This is a genomic window from Citricoccus muralis (assembly GCF_003386075.1).
Taxonomy (GTDB): domain Bacteria; phylum Actinomycetota; class Actinomycetes; order Actinomycetales; family Micrococcaceae; genus Citricoccus; species Citricoccus muralis.
Map to the genome: position 1 here is coordinate 1,937,387 of NZ_QREH01000001.1, position 17,814 is coordinate 1,955,200.

Below are 17,814 nucleotides of genomic sequence, written 5' to 3' on the forward strand. Positions count from 1 at the left end.
AGTGCGCCCGAATGTTGCCTCACCTGTCCTACAGCCGCTCCATCACCAGTTCCGCGTTGAGCCGGGCCGCCGCCAGGGTCCCGGCGGCCGCCGCCGCCCCGACCTGTGCCGAGAGGTCCGCGACGTTGCCGGCGGCCCAGACCCCGGGGACACCGGTCCAGCCAGAGGCGTCGACCGGGATGAAGCGGCCCATCGGGTTCTCCTCCGTCTGCACCCCCAGGCCCTCGAAGGCCTCGGTCCGGGCGAGCATTCGCGGGGCCACCACGATCACCTCGGCGGGCAGCAGTTCGCCGCCGGCCAGGCGCACTCCCGCGAGCCGGGCCTCACCGTTCGGGGCGCCGCCGTTCTCTGACTCGACGGCGGCCGCCTCCCCCGTGATCACCTCGACGCCGCGGGCGGCCAGCTGGCGGGCCTGCTCCGCGTCCAGTCCAGGCCCGTGCGCGGTGTCCGCCAGGAATCGCACGTCGGCGCTGAGCTGGCTGAAGAGCAGGGCCTGGTGCACCGAGTTGGCGGAGGTGCCCAGGACCAGGATGGAGCGGTCCCGCACCTCCCAGCCGTGGCAGTAGGGGCAGTGGATCACGCTGCGGCCCCAGTGCTCGGCCAGACCGGGGATTGGCGGCAGCTCGTCGATGAGCCCCGTGGCGATGAGCAACTGGCGTGCGGTGAGGACCCTGCCATCGTTCAGCGTGGCCTCGAAGCCGGCATCTCCCCCGCCATCCTCTCCTTCGCCACCCTCCAGCCGGCGGACCGCGGCGATCTCCCCGTCCAGGACCACTCCCCCGTAGCCGGTGACCTCGCGTCGCCCGGCGGCGAGCAGCTCGGCGGGGCTGATGCCCTCGCGGCCCAGCAGGGCATGCACGCCCTCGGCCGGAGCGTTGCGCGGCTGGCCGCCGTCCACCACGGCGACGGAGCGCCGGGACCGGGCCAGGGTCACGGCGGCGGCGAGGCCGGCCGCACCGCCTCCGGCGATCAGTACATCGAGGGTTTCTGGGGTTTCTGGGGTGCGCGAGGCATCAGGGGTCTGGTTCTGTTTCTGGTTCATCACACCATCATCGAACCCATGATCCCGTTTGGCAATCATTCTTGCCGAATGGCAAAACAGGTCTAGAGAACAGCCAGGTCTAGAGCACGCACCCCACGAGCACCGGCTCGGGGTGCAGACGTACGCCCCACTGCGCCTCGACGCCATCCCGCACCGTGCGGGCGATCGCCAGCAGGTCCGCCGTGCTCGCATGGCCGCGGTTGGTCACGGCGAGCGTGTGTTTCGTGGACAACGACGCGCGGGCGCCGGCGATGGCCTGCTCGTCCGGTCCCAGCCCGAAGCCCTTGCCGAAGCCGGCGCGGTCGATGAGCCACGCGGCGGAGAGTTTGACCAGCTTCTCTCCGTCCTCGTCCTGTCCGGCGCCGTAGGCCGGGGCGTCGCCGGGCAGGTGCGCCCGGACGGACGCGGGGAGAATGGGATTGGTGAAGAAGGAGCCCGTGGACCAGGTGTCCTGGTCCTGGGCGTCCAGGACCATGCCCTTGCCGGCCCGCAGCCGCAGCACCTGGTGGCGGACCGTCTCCAGCGGGGCGGACTCCCCCTCGTCCACGCCGAGGGCCTGGGCCAGCTGGGCGAAGCGGACCGGGGCGATGCTGCCCGAGCGGTGCAGTCGGAAGTCCACGGAGAGCACCACCCAGCGGGGGGTGGAGTCCAGCATGCTCCGCTTGATGACGGAGTCGCGGTACCCGAACCGCAGGTCCTCGTGGCTCAACTCGACCAGCTCACCCGCCTGACGATCCCAGGCCTGGACGGACACGAGGGTGCGGGAGATATCCGAGCCGTAGGCGCCGACGTTCTGCACCGGGGTGGCCCCGGCGGAGCCCGGGATCCCGGAGAGTGCTTCGAGCCCGGTCAGGCCCTGCGCCACCGTCCAGGCGACGGCTTCGTCCCAGTCCTGACCCGCCGCCATCCGAACGTGAACTGACTCGCCTGTCTCCTTCAGGACCTCAACCCCGCGGAAGGCGAGCTGGACCACGGTGCCGGGGAAGCCGGCGTCGGCCATCAGGGTGTTCGAGCCGCCGCCCAGGATCAACAGGGGGGTGCCGGCAGCATCGATGGACCGGATGGCCTCGGTGGCCTTCTCGGCCGACCCGGCCGCGACCCACCCGGCGGCAGGGCCTCCGACCCGGCTCGTGGTGTACTCGGCCAGGCGGATGCCCGCCGTGATTCCCGCAGACCCTGTGGTGGCCACCCGCCCACTCACGCGGCCGCCCCCTCCGGGACCCGGACGACGGCCTGCGCCTTGGTCAGGACCTTGGCATCTCCGTGCCCGGCGTCGGTGACGCTGAGATCGATCCGCACCGTGCCGGCGTCGTCATCAATCTTCCCCACCTTGCCGGAGACGGTCAGGGTGGCGCCCTCGGCCTCGTCAACGGGGACCATGGCCGAGAAACGGGTCTGGTAGTCGAGGATGGCTCCGGGGTCCCCGCACCAGTCGGTGACCAGCTGGACGGCGGCGCCCATGGTCAGCATGCCGTGGGCGATCACGCCGGGCAGGTCCACGGAGCGGGCGGTGGATTCGGACCAGTGGATCGGGTTGAAGTCGCCCGAGGCCCCCGCATAACGGACCAGGTCGGCGCGGGAGAGGGTGACGGTGGTGGAGCCGATGGAGTCGCCTTTTTCCATGGTGATCATTCCTCTCCGCGGACCAACAGGGTGGACCGCACGGTGGAGACGGCCTCGCCGCCGGTGGTGGTGATCTCGGTGGCGGTGGTGACCATGGTGTGGCCGCCGAGGGACTTGACGGATTCGACCGTGGTGGCCCCGATGAGCTCGTCTCCGGCCACGGCCGGGCGCCGGTGGGTGAAGCGCTCGTCCGCGTGGACCACCCGCGAGAAGTCGATGCCGGCATCCGGATCGGCGACGACGGCGGCCTCGGCCCTCTGCGCGAGGGTCACCAGGAAGGTGGGCGGGGCCACCAGGTCGGCGTAGCCGAGACCCCGGGCGGCTGCGAGGTCCGTGTGCGCGGGGTGCGTGGCCTGGACGGCCGCGGCGAACTCACGGATCTTCTCCCGCCCGACGACGTAGGGCTCGGTGGGCGGATAGGTTCGCCCCTGCAGGTCCGGGTTCACGCCCACTGCGGTACTCCTCAGGTCCGGTGACATCGGCTTACAGCCTACCGCCCGGCGCCTCCCTCATCTCGGCCCCTCACCCTGACCCCTCAGCCCTCCTGCGCGACGCCGTATTGGTGCATGACCTTGGCGACCTCGCCGCGGCTGATCGGGTCGTACGGGCGGTATTCGCCGCCGTGGTAGCCGTTGACCAGTCCCTCGGCAGCGGCCCAGGAGATCGCCTCGTAGTACGAGCCGGAGGACGGCACGTCCGGGAACACTGAGACCTCGGGGGCGGTGAAGCCCTCAGGATCAGCGGCCCGGTAGAGGAAGGTCACGAACTCCGCACGCGTCACGTCCTGGCCGGGCCGGAAGGTGCCATCGGCGTAGCCCTCGGAGACGGGGCCGGCACCGTTGGCGCCGTCGGAGTCGTCGGCGGCCCAGGCGATCGGGGTGAAGTGCGGGGCCCCGGCCGGCACGTCCGGGAACACGGGGGTGTCCTCGTCGGCCGGGTCGGTGGTGTAGTCCGGGGCCAGGTAGCGCTGCAGAAAGGCCACGGACTCCCCACGGGTGATCTCTGCCGCCTTGCGGTAGGTGCCGTCGGTGTAGCCGGTGGTCACCCCGGCGGCCTGCATCCACCGCACCGGTGCGTAGTACACCGAACCGGGCTGATTGTCCGTGAAATCCACCACCGGCTCCGGATCAGTCGGATCGGTCGGGTCAGTCGGGAAGTGCTCGGCGGCCGGGCCGAGGTTCAGGAAGACGGTCTCGCCGGTGGCGTCCTCCACCCCGTCGTTGTCCGTGGCGGCGTAGACGTTCCCGTTGCCGGCGATCGCCAGCCCCTCCAGCTTCTCCTGGGTCCAGCCGTTGAGGTCCTGCAGCTGGGGCAGCACGTCGATGGCCTCGGTCTTCTCGAGCACCGGGACCTCCTCGGCTGCCGCACCGGTGGCGGCTCCGGCCTCCGGCACCTCGACCGTGAAGACCTTCTTCAGGGCTGCGTCAGGGCCGTTGAGCTTGTCCCGTTCGATGACCGCGAGGGTGTCCCCGTCCACGGCGGTGATCTCGCTCAGGCCGATCCAGTCGCCCTCGACGTCGGTGGACTCCAGTGAATAGCCGAACCACTCCCACTCACCGGTGGCCACCGTGAAGCGGCCGATGCGGGCGAAGTCCTCGCCGGCGGCCTCTCGCTGGACGGCGGTGTAGAGCACCGCGTCCTCACCGGAGCCGTAGCCCGTGACGCCCTCGAGGCCCTGGCCCTTCAATCCTGCGGCCACTTCGGCGGGCAGGTCGACCGAGGCGAGCTCCTGGCCCTCGGCGTCCACGTGGACCAGCCGGTTGCCCTCGGAGCCGACCTCACCGTCGGTGATCGCGGTGCCTTCGACGGCCAGCCAGAACGTGCCGTCCGCGTCGGCCCACAGGCCTTCGATGTCGTACCCGTGCTCCAGGGCGAGCTCGGCCTCGATGGTGGCCGGGCCGCCGTCGTCAGCGGTGGTGGTGTCCACCGTGTAGATCCGGGACGGGGACAGGAAGTCATCCGGCGCCGCATAGAGCTTGTCAGCCTCGCCCGGCACGGCGGACAGCGCACCCAGGGCGGACCAGGTGATGGGCTGTCCCTCCGTTGCGGCCGGCCCGGTCGCATCAGCGGACTTCAGGGTCGGGACCGCTGCAGGCCCGTCCCCCAACTCGAAGACCTGGACGGTGGCGCGGACGCCCACCTCGGCGTCGTCCTCCTCGGAGGAGACCACCATGAGGTTGCGCTCCGGGATGGCCAGCAGGCCCTCGGGCCCGTTGGTGGACGGCATCAGCTGGGTGAAGACCGGGTTGGACGGATCGTCGACGTTGTACACGGCCACGAAGTTGCCCCGCTCGGAGCCGACGAACGCGTAGGTGGTGTCCCCGTAGGTCTCCACGGTCAGACCCTCGGGTTCGGCGCCCTTGTTCTCAGCCCGGTGCTCGGGGAACTGGCCGTAGCGGTGGGCGAGGTTCTCGAAGGAGTTGCCGGCATCCCAGACCACGTCGCCGAACTCCGCGGACTCCGGATCGGCGTTGAAGACGGTCCAGCCGCGGCTGCCGCCCTTCCAGTCGCCCTCGTTCGCAGTGGCCACGTGGTCGTTGCCGATCCAGCCGATGGCGTCCGGCTCGCGCACGGCGTCGGTGATGGAGCCATCCAGGGACAGGTTGCCGTCCTCGGCGGTGTCGATGCCCTCCACGGAGACGGCGCCGGCACTGAAGTGGTCGATGACCTCGCCCGTGGCCGCATCGAGGATGACGACGCCGTTGTTCTCCTGCAGCGTCAGGGCGGCCTTGGTGCCGTCCGGGGAGAACTTGATGTACTCCGGCTCCGGGTCCTCGGGGGTGTCCAGGCCGGCCAACCCGGTCAGGTCCGTGTACTGGATCGCCTCGGCGGTCAGTGCGGTGATGTCCTCGGCGGACAGGTCGATCACGGCCAGTTCGCCGGCGGGCAGCTGCGGCAGACCTCCGTCCACGTCCTCGCGGTCCTCGTCGCGCTGGTTCTCCATGGCGATCATCGCGGTGGTGCCGTCAGGCGAGACGTCGATCGAGTCGGGCTGGCCCTTCAGTTCCACGCCGTGGATCAGCTCGAGGGTCTCCGGGTCCCAGAACTCGACCTTGCCGGTCGGGTGGGTGAAGTCCTCAGAGGTGTCCGTGACCACGATGATGAAGGCCTCGGTGGCGTATACGGAGGTCGGGGAACCATCGGTGGCCTTGAACCCGGCCGCCTGCGGGTTCTCCGGGTCGGTGATGTCCACGAAGCCGATGCCCCCGGCCTCGGCGTCGGTGTGGATCACGGTGTTGCCATCCGCGGTGACGGTGGAGATCTCGGCGACCGTGGGGGCGGACGGGTCCGCCTCGGGGTCCGCGGCCAGCTGGTTCTCGTAGGCCGGCAGGGTGGCCAAGCGGTGGAAGGACTGGCCCTCGGCGGCCTCGCCTGCTGGAACGGCTGGCGCTGCGGGCACAGCGGCTCCTGCAGCGGCTTCGGCCGGGGCCGCGAATGTCGGGGCGGCAAAGGCGCCGGTCAGCACGGCGGAGAGGCCGAGTGCCACGGCACCGGACAAGCGACGGTGAGTACTCATGTCGGGGATACCCTTTCGGGGGACGGGAGGGGACCTCCCCATCCAATCCCCCGCGCCCCCTCCTTCCGTGGCCGCCAGGAGTCCACCGGGTGAACGCTGGGCCAGCGGACGGTGACGTGCTTAGCGTCCGGCCTGCCGCGCCTGCCGGTGGCGACGCTGGGCGTCCCGCGCCCGCAGCACCTGCGCCGCAAGGTGGGTGACGAGTCCGAGGCCGATGAGGCCGATCGCGACCCACTGGAGGGGCTGGACCTGCACCCCGCCGCCGATCAGCGCCAGCACGATGCCGAGCAGGATGAGCCCCGTGCCGGTCAGCAGGGTGATGCGATAGGCCTTCGAGCCGTTGTCCCAGGGGTTAAACACGCATCCACCGTATCCCTGAATCGCCTCAGCACGAGATCCACGAGCTCCCCGGGCACCGGGCCGGCCTGCCCCAGCAGTGGAATCGTGGTGGTCTCGGCCCCGGCAGCGGTGGCCTCGGAGACCAGCAGCGACTGGAAGTACCCGGGGGCCAGGAGGTAGCTCAGCACCAGAACCGGCCGACGGGGATCCCGGGCGCGCAGAGTCCCGACGGCGGCCGCGACCCGGGGCTGCGCGGCCGAGAGGTAGCCCTCGGCCACGGGCGTGCCGAGCCGTTCCGCCAAGCGGTACGCGACGGCGCGGCAGTCGGCGACGGCGCCGGCGTCGGTGGATCCGGCCGCGCCGAGGACCACCTGGTGGTGCCCGCGCACGAAGCCGGCGTCCACGGCCCGGCGCGCGAGCAGATCGACGAGGAGCTCGTCCGGGCCCAGCGCGGGGGCCACGGGGATGTCCTGGGCGGCACGCTTGAGGTCCACCTTGACGTGGTAGCCCCCGGACAACAGCACGGGCACGACGACGGCGCTCCGGTCCGCCGGCAGGCCCGCCAGGACCTCCCCCACCTGCGGCGTCTGGACGTCCACGTGCGTCAGCAGGACTTCGACCCCGGCTTTGATCTGCTGCCGGACGGCCCGGGCGAGGGCGGCGATCCGCGCCTGCCCCACCGGATCCACGGTCCCGTGGGAGACGGCGACGAGGGTGAGGGGGTTTTTCACCATGCGGCCTGCTCATGACGTCCGACGGCGACGATCCCGTCCCGCACCCGCACCGGGAAGGTGGCCAGTCTCAGCGCAGGATCGGTGAGGCACTCCCCCGTGGCCAGATCGTAGACCTGCTTGTGCAGGGGCGAGGTCAGGGTGGGGCGGCCGCCCCGCGAGCCGACGATCCCGCGGGCCATCACGTGCGCCTTCGCGTACGGGTCCCAGTGTGAGACGGCGACGACCTCGTCCGAGGGCAACCGCACCACGGCGACCTGCTCGCGGTCCACGAGGGCCGCCTCCGCCCACAGGGGCTCGAGCGCCTCGAGCGGGCAGACCGGCTGCCAGTCGGTGGTGGCGTGAGTTTCGGCGTGCACAGCGGTGAGTGTCATGGACCCACCGTAGGAACCGGTTGTTTCCGTGAGCCTCGCGGGATGTTTCGCGCGTGCAACGTTGTGCTCTCCCCGCCCCAGGACACCGGTGTGAGGCCCACGTCATGCAGTCGTTACACGAGGGACACGGCCGGGAAACCGCCAGTCCCTAGCGTGAGTGGCCTACGACGCAAGGGGATGGGCTCATGACTGTGCAACCCGGCAAGAAACCCGCAGAGAGAACTATTGCCGTGATCGGCGGCGGCCCGGCTGCCCACCGGCTGGTCGAGGCCCTGTTGGCCCGCAGCGGGGATGACCTCCGGATCGAGGTCTTCGCCGAGGAGCCGTGGGCCCCCTATGACCGGGTGGCGCTGTCCCGGCGGTTCACGGACCCCACCGATGACCTGCCGCTGAGTTCTCGTGGTTCCGGCGGTTCTGCCCCCACCCTCTGGGAGGACTCCCGGGTCCGCCTGCACACCGGCTGCCGGGTCACCGGGCTGGATCCGGACGCCCGGTCCCTCACCGTGGAGGACAGCACCGTGGGCACATTCGCCGCCACCTGGGACGAGGTGGTCCTGGCCACCGGCAGTGACGCCGCCCGGCCGGCGATCCCCGGCGCCGAGGACATGACCGTCTACCGGACCATCGAGGACGTGGACCGGTTGCGGGAGCACGTGACGGCCCTGGCCGAGCGGCTCGGGCGCACACCACGCTCGGCCGTGATCGGCGGCGGCCTGTTGGGCCTGGAGGCCGCCGGCGGACTGCGGGCGCTCGGCGCGGACGTCACGGTGGTCCACTCCCGCCCCTGGGTCATGAACGCCCAGCTGGACGAGTTCGGCGGGCGGACGCTGAACCGGCTGCTGCGCGGTCAGGGATACGCACTGAGGCTCGGCGAGCGCCCCAGCGCCCTCGAGAGGACGGCACGGGGAGAGGTCCTGCGTTTCCCCTCCGGTGAGAACCTCGAGGTGGACCTGGTGGTGGCGGCCACGGGGATCACGGCGCGGGACGAGCTCGGGGCGGGGATCCTCGAGCTCGGTCCACGGGGCGGGTTCGCCATCGACGAGCGGTGCGCCACCTCGGTGCCACACGTGTGGGCCATCGGCGAAGCCGCCAGTTTCGAGGGCGAGTGCATGGGCCTGGTGGCTCCGGCCAACACGATGGCCGAGGTGGTCGCCGATCGGCTGTGCGGCGGGACCGGCACGTTCCCCGGCTTCGACACGGCAGCCAAGCTCAAGCTCTCCGGGCTGGACGTGGCCAGCTTCGGTGACGGCTTCGCTTCAGCCCCCGGTGCCCTCGAGGTCGTCTACGCGGATCCCACCGGCGGCCTCTACCAGAAGCTCGTCGTATCCGAGGACGCCAGAACACTGCTGGGCGGGATCTTCGTCGGCGATGCCGCCCCCTATGCGTCCTTGCGGCCACTGCTGGGGCGGGAGCTTCCCGGGGAGGCTGGGGCCTTCCTGTCTGCCGCTGGCAACGGCGCACCCGTGGACCTGCAGATGCCGGATGACGCCCAGATCTGCTCCTGCCGGGACGTCAGTGCCGGGGATCTGCTCGCCGCCGTGTGCGGCGGGTGCCCGGACCTCGGGGCACTCAAGGCGTGCACCGGCGTCGGGACCCAGTGTGGCTCCTGCCTGCCGGCGGCCCAGAAGGTCATGGAGCAGCAGATGGCCGAGCTGGGGATGGAGGTCTCCACGGCGCTGTGCGAGCACTTCGCCCTGTCCCGGTCCGAGATGTTCGAGGCCGTGCGAACCACGCGGCTGACCACGTTCAGCGAGATCGTCGCCCGCTTCGGCACCCCGGCGGACCCGTCCGTGAACCTCGGCTGTGATCTCTGCAAGCCCGTGGCGGCCTCGGTGCTGGCCACCCTCCACGGGGAGTACATTCTCGGCGCGGACCGCGGCGGCCTGCAGGACACCAATGACCGCGCCCTGGCGAACATGCAGAAGGACGGCACCTACTCGGTGGTCCCCCGCATCCCAGCCGGCGAGATCACGCCCGCCAAGCTCGCCGTGATCGCCGAGGTCGCCGGGGACTACGGGCTCTACACCAAGATCACCGGCGCCCAGAGGATCGACCTGTTCGGGGCCCGTCTGGATCAGCTGCCTGGAATCTGGGAGCGCCTGGTGGCGGCCGGGTTCGAGTCCGGCCAGGCCTACGGCAAGGCCCTGCGCAACGTGAAGTCCTGCGTGGGCTCCACGTGGTGCCGCTTCGGCGTGCAGGACTCGGTGGCCATGGCCATCACGCTCGAGGAGCGGTACCGGGGACTGCGTTCCCCCCACAAGATGAAGTTCGGGGTCTCCGGCTGTGCTCGTGAGTGCGCCGAGGCCCGCGGCAAGGACGTCGGCGTCATCGCCACGAGTGAGGGCTGGAACATGTACGTGGGCGGCAACGGCGGCGCCACCCCGGCCCACGCCCAGTTGCTGGCCAAGGACCTCGACGACGAGACACTGCTGCGGTACATCGACCGGTACGTGGTCTACTACATCCGCACCGCCGAACGGCTTCAGCGCACCGCCCGGTGGATGGAGGAGCTGGACGGGGGCCTCGACCACGTCCACGATGTGGTGGTCAAGGACACCCTCGGGATCGCGGCTGACCTGGAGCAGGTGGTGGCCGAGCACCTGGAGACCTACCGGGACGAATGGGCGGCGACCCTCGAGGACCCCGAACGGCTGCGCCGGTTCCGCGGTTTCGTCAACGCGCCGGATGCACCGGACTCCGGCACCGTCGTGGTCGCCGGCCCGCGGATCCCGGTGCGGGGAGGCCAGCGATGAGCCCGACGATGGGGACTGAGTCTACCCCCGGGAGCGTGGCCCTCGTCGGCGGTGGCCCGGGTGCGGCCGACCTCCTGACGGTGCGGGCGTTGCGCCTGCTGCGGCAGGCCGACGTCGTGTACTTCGACCGGCTGGCCCCGACCGAGGACCTGGCCCTGTGGGCCCCACGGGCCAGGCTGGTGGACGTCGGCAAGCGGCCCGGGCACCACAAGGTGCCCCAGCCGGAGATCAACCGGCTGCTCGTGGCCTCGGCACTGGCCGGACTGCGCGTGGTCCGTCTCAAGGGTGGGGATCCCTTCGTGTTCGGCCGCGGCAGCGAGGAAGCCGCCGCCTGCGAGGAGGCCGGGGTGCCCGTGACCGTGGTCCCGGGCATCACGTCGGCCGTATCCGTGCCGGCCGCGGCGGGGATTCCCGTCACCGCCCGTGGGATCAGCAAGTCCTTCACGGTCGTCTCCGGCCACGATCCCCTCAGCGAGGAGGAACTGGCCGGGTTGGCCCAGCTGGGCGGGCAGGGCGGGACGGTGGTCGTACTCATGGGCATCGGCACCCTGGGCCACACCGCCGCCGGACTGATGCGGCACGGGCTGGACGCCCGGACGCCGGCAGGCCTCGTGGAACGCGGTTGCACCCCTCAGCAGCGGGTCTGCCTGGCCCCGCTCGACCAGATCCTGCTGGCCTCGGCGGTGGAGGGCATCGCCTCACCGGCCGTGCTGGTCATCGGCGAGGTGGTGCGGCTGGCCCCCGGGGCAGAACTGCCCTGGTCCGGGCTGGCGGGATTGACGCAACTGACCGGGCTGACGGGGCTCACCGATCTCGTGGACAACGCATGAGCGAGCCGGCCACCGTGGCCTCCGCCATGCAGGTCCTGCCCCAGAGCCTCGCCGGCTTCCGGATCGGCGTCACCTCGGACCGTCGCAGCGAGGAGCTCATCAACGCCTTCGAACGCCGCGGTGCCGAGGTGATGCATGCCCCGGCCCTGCGGATCGCCCCGCTGACCGAGTCCGTGACCCTGCACCGGGACACCCGCCGTGTCATCGGGGCCCTGCCGGACTTCGCCGTCATCACCACGGCGTACGGGATGCGCCGCTGGATGGAGGCGGCAGACGCCTACGGGCTCGGTCCGGACCTGCACCAGGTCCTCGCGGCGGCTGCCATCCTCGTCCGGGGTTCCAAGGCCCGCGGTGCCGTCCGGGCGGCCGGCCTGGACGACGTCGGCTCACCCGAGGACGAGCGGACGGCTTCCGTGGTGGACCTGCTCCTGGCCCGGAACCTGTCCGGGCGCACGGTGGCGTTCCAGCTGCACGGGATGCTGGACCACCGGCAGATCGGGCGGCTGGAGAGGGCCGGCGCCCGCGTGCTGACCGTGATGCCCTACACGTGGGCCCGGCCCGCCGAGGACTCGGCGCTCCTGCGGATGATCGAGGCCGCCATCGACCGCCAGCTGGATGTGCTCACCTTCACGGCGGCCCCGGCGGTGGAGGCCTTCCTCGCCGTCGCCCAGCAGTACGGCCGGCTGGACCCCCTCCTCGAGGCGTTGCGGACCGATGTGGCGACGGCCGTCGTCGGGAAGGTCACGGCCGGGCCGCTGCACGAGGCAGGACTGCAGCCGCTGATTCCCTCCCGGTGGCGCCTCGGGGCGATGATCCGGTTGGTGTGCGATCACCTGGAGCAGCAGCAGGTCCTGCGCATCCAGACCCGGTGGGGGCCCGTGGAGATCCGCGGTGCGCAGGTACACCTGGTGGATCACGCGCCCGATCCCGTTCGGCTTGCCCCGGGGCCGATGGCGTTGCTGCGTGAACTGGTGGACGCCCAGGGAGCAGTGCTCTCTCGCGGGCACCTGCTGGAGGCTCTGCGCCAGTGCGAATCCGAGCATGCCCTGGAGATGCTGGTGTGGCGGCTGCGCCAGCAGTTGCCGGTTCCGGGGCTGGTGGCCACCGTGGTCAAGCGCGGCTATCGGCTGGCTGTCTGACCGGCGGTACCGCCAGCAGGTCCTCGATCCGGCCCCGGCACGTCCCACAGCCGGTTCCCGCACCGCAGCGGCCGCCGACCTCGTCCACGGTGGCGCACTCCTTGGCCGCCTCGTGGACCTGTCCGGCGGTGGCCCCCGAACACCGGCACAGCACGTCAGCCGGTCCCAGCTCCCGGTCCGCGGCGGCGTGCTCCATCGCCAGCAGTGCGGAGCGGTCCGCCATGGGCAGGGTCCCGGTCAGGGCGTGCCGGGAGAGTTCCGCCGCCGAGCGCGGCAGGCCGATGGCCACGAACCCCAGCAACCGGGACCCCTGCGTGACGATCCGCAGGTACTGCCCGGCCCGCGGGTCCGCCCAGGTGGACACGCTCGGGCCGTTCGGGTCCCACAGGTCCGCGGTGAGATCCCCCGCGCAGGCCACGGACAGGGTGTGGGACTTCACCACGATGGGGTCCAGGCGGCCGGTCGAGCCCGGGGCGTCGGGGTTGGGGGTGGAGGTGGTGGTGGAAGTGGAATTGCGGACGGGACGGCCAGCGGCATCGCGTTCCACCACGGCTGGGACGCCGGCCTCGGCCCGGAGGGCATCGGCGGTGGCCCGGGCCTGGTCCCAGCCAGGCCCGATGAGTCCAGTCGGCCGGGACCCGAGGACCGCGGCGCAGTCGCCCACCGCGTAGACGGAAGGATCGTCCGGGCAGCGGCCGTTCCGGTCCACCACGATCCCGCCGCGGGGCAGGGTGTCCAGTCCGGCGGCCGCGGCGAGCTCGTCTCGGGGGCGCACCCCCGTGCATGCCACGAGCAGGGTGGCGGGAATCCGGCGCCCCTGGGTGGTGCGGATCGCGGTGAGGTGGGGGACGCCGTCGTGCGCGGTGGCCCGGTCCTGTGCGCGGGCGGCGACCACGAGTTCCTGCACGCCGCAGTCCGGCCGGACCTGGATGCCGGCGGCAAGGAGCTGGCGCAGCAGCAGCCGGCCGGAGTCGGGATCGAGCTGAGCGCCCAAGGGAACGTGGCCGCGGTGCAGCAGTGTGACCGCGGCGCCGACCTCGGCGAGCGCCAGGGCCGCCTCCACTCCGAGGACGCCGCCACCGACCACCACCACCGGCTCGGCGTCCCGCACCGCCTGGTGCAGGCGCCGGGCCTCGACCAGGTCCCGCAGCGCCATGACGCCGACCGGACGGCGCCCCGCGGCGGCCGGGACGGAGATGCCCCGGCCCACGGTGCCGGAGATCGGGAAGTCCGGGATGACGGCCTGGGCGCCGGTCGCCAGCACGAGCCGGTCATAGGGAACCGAGGCGCAGGGCGCGCCCGGAGCACCGGAGGTTCCGTCGAGAATCGCCGTCTTCCGGTCCCGGTCGAGGGCCACCACCTTAGCCCCACACCGGAGAACGATGCCGGCCAGCTCCTCGTCCTGCGCGTCGAGCAGGGACAGCGCGGCGCCGTCGACCCGGCCGCTGGCCACGTCCCCCAGGCGGATCCGCTGATAGGCCGGAACGGGCTCCTCCCCCAGGATGGTCACGTGGGCCGCACCCGCCTCCAGGGCCGGGCGCAACTCCTGGACGAGCCGGGCCGCCACCGGTCCGCCGCCCACGATGACGATCCGCAGGGGCCCGCGGCTCATGACCGTGCCCCGTCCGCGGATGGCGCAGGGTGCAGGGTCACGGGGGTGCTCTTGAACTCGGGCATCTGGCTGTGGGGGTCCAGCAGGCCGGCCGTCAGCCGGTTCGCGGCGCCCTGGCCGGCGAAGTGGAAGGGGACGAACACGGTGTCGGTGCGCAGGCCGGAATCGAGCACCACGCGGGCCCGCATGCTCCCGGACGTGCTGCGTAGTTCGGCGTGGGTGCCCTCGACGAGCCGGAGCCCGCCGGCAGTGGCGGGGTGGACGCTGACGGTGGCCTCGGGGTGCACACCGAGCAGGTCCGGCACCCGGCGGGTCTGGGTGCCGGACTGGTAGTGCTCCATCAGCCGTCCGGTGGTCAGGGTGAGCCCCTGGGCCGAGGGAGGCTGGGGGTCCCGGACATGGATCGGCCCGAGGTGGGCTTTGCCGTCCGGGTGGCCGAAGGACTCGGTGAAGACCCGGGGGGTGCCGATCACCGGTTCGCCGCTGACGGTGACTTCCTGGGTGGTGTGTCGGGTGGTGGGGTGGGTGGTGGGGTGGGTGGTGGGGTGGGTGGCGCCGTCACCCAATGGCCAGTAGGCGGCGACCTCGCTGAGACGGTCCCAGGTCACGCCGGAGTAGTCGGCCCGGGAGCCCGCCGTCACCCGGCGGATCTCGTCGAAGACCTCGGCGGGTTCCGAGGCCAGCGGCACGGCACTGCCCAGGCGGCGGGCGATTTCTGCGAGGATCCAGAGTTCCGATCGGGGCCCCTCCGGTCCGTCTACGGCCCAGGAGCGGCGCAGCAGGCGGCCCTCGAGGTTGGTCAGGGTGCCGTCCTCCTCCGCCCACTGCAGGACTGGCAGGACAACGTCCGCGAACTCAGCGGTCTCGGATCGGAAGAAGTCGCAGACCACCAGCAAGTCCAGGGTCCGCAGTCCCTCCTGGACGCGCTGGACGTCCGGGGCCGAGACCGCCACGTTGGCTCCGTGCACCAGCAGCGCCTTCACGCCGTGCTCCGTCCCGAGGGTGTGGAGCAGTTGGGTGGCCGGCAGGCCGGGTCCGGGTAGGGCGTCCGCGGGGATGCCCCAGTGCCTGGCCGTGGCCTCGCGGTCGGCCTGGTCGGTGATGGAGCGCAAGCCGGGCAGTTGGTCCGCCTTCTGGCCCATCTCCCGTCCGCCCTGACCGTTGCCCTGACCGGTGAGGGTGCCGTAGCCGCCGTGCCGGGTTCCGGGCAGGCCCAGGAGCAGGGCCAGGCTGATGGCCGCCTTCGCGGTGTCCGTCCCGTCCCGGTGCTGTTCCACGCCGCGGCCGGTGAGGATGAAGACCGGATCCCCACCGGACTTCGACGCGCGGGCGGCCGCCGCCAGGTGCCTCGCCAGCCAGCGGATGCGCCCGGCCGAGACCCCGGAGACGGTCTGGCCCCGTTCCGGCCACCAGTCGGCGACGGAGCGGCGGAACGATGCCAATCCGCTGGTCCGGCTGGACAGGTAGTCCTCGTCCGCGAGCCCTTCGGCGAGGAGGACGTGGGCGACGGACAGCAGCAGGGGCAGGTCCCCTCCGGGAGCCGGGGCGAGGTGGTGCCCGGCTCCGTCCCCGGTGAGCTGCGCGGTGGCCGAGCGGCGGGGGTCCACCACGATCAGTCCGCCGTGGCTGCGGGCCTTCTTCAGGTGCTGGACGAACGGCGGCATGGTGTCCGCCACGTTGGAGCCCAGAAGCAGCACCGTGCACGCCGCGTCCAGGTCTGTCAGTGGGAACGGCAGGCCCCGGTCCAGGCCGAGGACCTCGGTGGCGGCCTTGGCGGCGGAGGCCATGCAGAACCGCCCGTTGTAGTCGATCCGGGAGGTGCGCAGGGCGGTCCGGGCGAACTTGCCCAGCGTGTAGGCCTTCTCGTTGGTCAGCGAGCCGGAGCCGAAGACCCCGATGGCGTCCCGGCCGTGGCTCTGCTGAAGGGCCATGATCCGGGAGGTCACCAGGTCCAGGGCCTCATCCCAGGTGGCTTCGCGCAGGGGTGCAGCGTCCCGGTCCGCGTTGTCGAGAGCGGCGCCGTCCCGGATCAGCGGGGTGGTGAGCCGGTCCGGCCGGTCCTCCAGCAGGGCGGCGGAGGTGGCGCCCTTGCGGCAGAGCCGGCCGCGGTTGGTCGGGAACTCGGCGCCCGTAACGGCAATGGAGTTGGTAGTGGCGGGACTGGTGGTGGTGGGGCTGGTGGTGGGGCCGGGCTCGAGGGTCAGGGTCATCGCGCACTGCAGCGCGCAGTACGGGCAGTGCGTCCGGGTGGCGGCAGGGGTGGCGGCAGAGGTGGCGGTGGGGACGGCCGGCACGGCGGGGGTGGCCGGCTCAGACATTGGCTCGGGCCAGTGCCGTGCCGGGGCGGCGGTAGACGAGGTAGGTGAACACGGCCAGTCCCAGGTACACGGCGGCGAGGACCCAGAAGGCGGCGTCGAAGGACCCGTTCGCGGTGTGCGATGCCCGGAGCACCTGGGGGATCATGAAGCCGCCGAAGCCCCCGACGGCCCCGATCAGGCCCAGGGCGGCGGAGGCCTTGCGTTCATGGCCGACCGGGTCCCCGGCGGGGACGGTCAGGCGGAAGACCAGCGGGATCATCCGGTAACTGGAGCCGTTGGCGATGCCGGTGAGGGTGAACAACGCCAGGAACAAACCCAGGTAGAGCCAGAAGTTCTGCCACGGGAGGGTGAGCACCACGCCGGCGGTCACGGCGGACATCGCGATGAAGCAGCCCAGGGTGACGCGGGCCCCGCCGCGGCGGTCGGCCAGCCTCCCACCGAAAGGCCGGGCCAGGGAGCCGACGAGAGGCCCCAGGAAGGCCATCGAGATGGCGGCTCCCCAGAGTTCCAGGCTCGTGAACGCCGGGAACATGAGGGAGATGAGGGTGGGGAACACGGAGCCGAAGCCCATGAACGAACCGAAGGTCCCGATGTAGATCAGGGCGATCAGCCACAGGTGCGGCTCGCGCAGGGTGGACAGGGAGCCCTTGAGGTCGTTGCGGGCGTGGGACAGGTTGTGCATGTAGCGGTGCGCGCCCCAGGCGGCGAGCAGGATGAAGGGGATCCAGATCAGTGCGGCCATGGGCAGGTTCGGCCCGAAGGTCCCGAAGGACAGCAGGGTGACGGCGAGGGGGACGAGGAACTGGGCCACCGCCACGCCGATGTTGCCGCCGGCCGCATTGAGCCCGAGGGCGGCCCCCTTCTCCCGGGCCGGGAAGAAGAAGGTGATGTTGGCCATGGAGCTGGCGAAGTTGCCGCCGCCGAAGCCGGCCAGGGCGGCCACGAGGTAGAGCGCCCACACCGGGGTCTCGGGGGTGGACAGCGCGAGGGCGAGGGCCGTCGTCGGGATCAACAGCAACAGCGCGGAGATGACGGACCAGTTGCGGCCGCCGAACAGGGCCACGGTGAAGCTGTAGGGCACGCGCAGCACCGCACCGACGAGCGGCGGCAGGGAGACGAGCCAGAACTGCTGGGAGGTGCTCAGATCGAAACCGGCGGCGGGCAGGAAGACGACGGTGACGGACCAGAGCTGCCAAACGGCGAACCCGAGGAACTCGCAGAACACGGACCAGTGGAGGTTGCGTCGGGCGGCAGACCGCCCGGGGCCGCTCCAGAACTCTGGGTGGTCCGGCTGCCAGTTGCTGACCCAGCGGCCAGGACCCATGACGAGCCGGTCCGTGGGTGGCGCCTCGGTGGTGCCTGTCGTGTCCGTGCTGGCTGGTGTGCTGGTGATGGCCATGACGACACCCTGCCAAGAGGGTGTTTCCGTCAGCGTCGCCGGGAGATTTCCGCGAGGGAAAAGGAATCTCACCGGGAGCCGGGACGAGGGTGAAACGAAAGAGGACCCGGATCCTCCCCGAGGGTCCAGGTCCTGTT

The 17,814-nt window shown here is 71.7% G+C and carries 14 protein-coding genes; 3 read left to right on the top strand and 11 right to left on the bottom strand.

Going from position 1 to position 17,814, the window contains the following annotated elements; all coding sequences use genetic code 11:
- Positions 1 to 28: 28 nt before the first annotated feature.
- From C8E99_RS08605 to nirD, 8 genes are all read right to left on the bottom strand, one after another.
- The gene (locus C8E99_RS08605; protein ID WP_115931947.1) at positions 29 to 1,042 is read right to left on the bottom strand and encodes an NAD(P)/FAD-dependent oxidoreductase; all 1,014 of its coding nucleotides are present in this window, start codon (positions 1,040 to 1,042) and stop codon (positions 29 to 31) included.
- A gap of 79 nt (positions 1,043 to 1,121) precedes the next feature.
- Entirely contained in the window at positions 1,122 to 2,231 is a 1,110-nt protein-coding gene (locus C8E99_RS08610; protein WP_245952195.1) for a UDP-N-acetylmuramate dehydrogenase, read from the bottom strand.
- Positions 2,232 to 2,239: 8 nt separating this feature from the next.
- A complete protein-coding gene (locus C8E99_RS08615) occupies positions 2,240 to 2,665 on the bottom strand; it encodes a MaoC family dehydratase (RefSeq protein ID WP_425452882.1) in 426 nt (141 codons plus the stop codon).
- 5 nt (positions 2,666 to 2,670) lie between these two features.
- Positions 2,671 to 3,117 (bottom strand): FAS1-like dehydratase domain-containing protein, encoded by a 447-nt coding sequence (locus C8E99_RS08620; protein WP_115931949.1) that lies wholly within the window; start codon positions 3,115 to 3,117, stop codon positions 2,671 to 2,673.
- A gap of 83 nt (positions 3,118 to 3,200) precedes the next feature.
- On the bottom strand, positions 3,201 to 6,182 hold the full coding sequence (locus C8E99_RS08625; protein WP_115931950.1) for an esterase-like activity of phytase family protein: 2,982 nt from the start codon (positions 6,180 to 6,182) through the stop codon (positions 3,201 to 3,203).
- Positions 6,183 to 6,302: 120 nt separating this feature from the next.
- Positions 6,303 to 6,542: a hypothetical protein gene (locus C8E99_RS08630; RefSeq protein WP_115931951.1), complete on the bottom strand. Its 240-nt coding sequence runs from the start codon at positions 6,540 to 6,542 to the stop codon at positions 6,303 to 6,305.
- Complete coding sequence (locus C8E99_RS08635) at positions 6,491 to 7,255, bottom strand: sirohydrochlorin chelatase (RefSeq protein WP_115931952.1); 765 nt, start codon at positions 7,253 to 7,255, stop codon at positions 6,491 to 6,493. The genes C8E99_RS08630 and C8E99_RS08635 overlap by 52 nt, the downstream gene beginning before the upstream one ends.
- A complete protein-coding gene (gene nirD / locus C8E99_RS08640; RefSeq protein WP_115931953.1) occupies positions 7,249 to 7,626 on the bottom strand; it encodes a nitrite reductase small subunit NirD in 378 nt (125 codons plus the stop codon). The genes C8E99_RS08635 and nirD overlap by 7 nt, the downstream gene beginning before the upstream one ends.
- A gap of 185 nt (positions 7,627 to 7,811) precedes the next feature.
- Here nirD and nirB point away from each other — a divergent pair, with 185 nt between their 5' ends.
- From nirB to C8E99_RS08655, 3 genes are read left to right on the top strand one after another with little or no spacing between them, the layout of a single operon-like run.
- On the top strand, positions 7,812 to 10,379 hold the full coding sequence (gene nirB, locus C8E99_RS08645; RefSeq protein WP_115931954.1) for a nitrite reductase large subunit NirB: 2,568 nt from the start codon (positions 7,812 to 7,814) through the stop codon (positions 10,377 to 10,379).
- Positions 10,376 to 11,209 (top strand): uroporphyrinogen-III C-methyltransferase, encoded by an 834-nt coding sequence (gene cobA, locus C8E99_RS08650; RefSeq protein WP_425452883.1) that lies wholly within the window; start codon positions 10,376 to 10,378, stop codon positions 11,207 to 11,209. Before nirB ends, cobA begins: the two co-directional genes overlap by 4 nt.
- On the top strand, positions 11,206 to 12,348 hold the full coding sequence (locus C8E99_RS08655) for a uroporphyrinogen-III synthase (RefSeq protein WP_245952196.1): 1,143 nt from the start codon (positions 11,206 to 11,208) through the stop codon (positions 12,346 to 12,348). Before cobA ends, C8E99_RS08655 begins: the two co-directional genes overlap by 4 nt.
- On the opposite strand, the gene C8E99_RS08660 is transcribed toward C8E99_RS08655, so the two are convergent.
- From C8E99_RS08660 to C8E99_RS08670, 3 genes are read right to left on the bottom strand one after another with little or no spacing between them, the layout of a single operon-like run.
- A complete protein-coding gene (locus tag C8E99_RS08660; RefSeq protein ID WP_115931956.1) occupies positions 12,320 to 13,960 on the bottom strand; it encodes an FAD-dependent oxidoreductase in 1,641 nt (546 codons plus the stop codon). The genes C8E99_RS08655 and C8E99_RS08660 overlap by 29 nt on opposite strands.
- Positions 13,957 to 16,278 (bottom strand): molybdopterin oxidoreductase family protein, encoded by a 2,322-nt coding sequence (locus C8E99_RS08665; RefSeq protein WP_115931957.1) that lies wholly within the window; start codon positions 16,276 to 16,278, stop codon positions 13,957 to 13,959. Before C8E99_RS08665 ends, C8E99_RS08660 begins: the two co-directional genes overlap by 4 nt.
- Complete coding sequence (locus C8E99_RS08670; RefSeq protein WP_115931958.1) at positions 16,271 to 17,677, bottom strand: MFS transporter; 1,407 nt, start codon at positions 17,675 to 17,677, stop codon at positions 16,271 to 16,273. The genes C8E99_RS08665 and C8E99_RS08670 overlap by 8 nt, the downstream gene beginning before the upstream one ends.
- Positions 17,678 to 17,814: the final 137 nt, after the last annotated feature.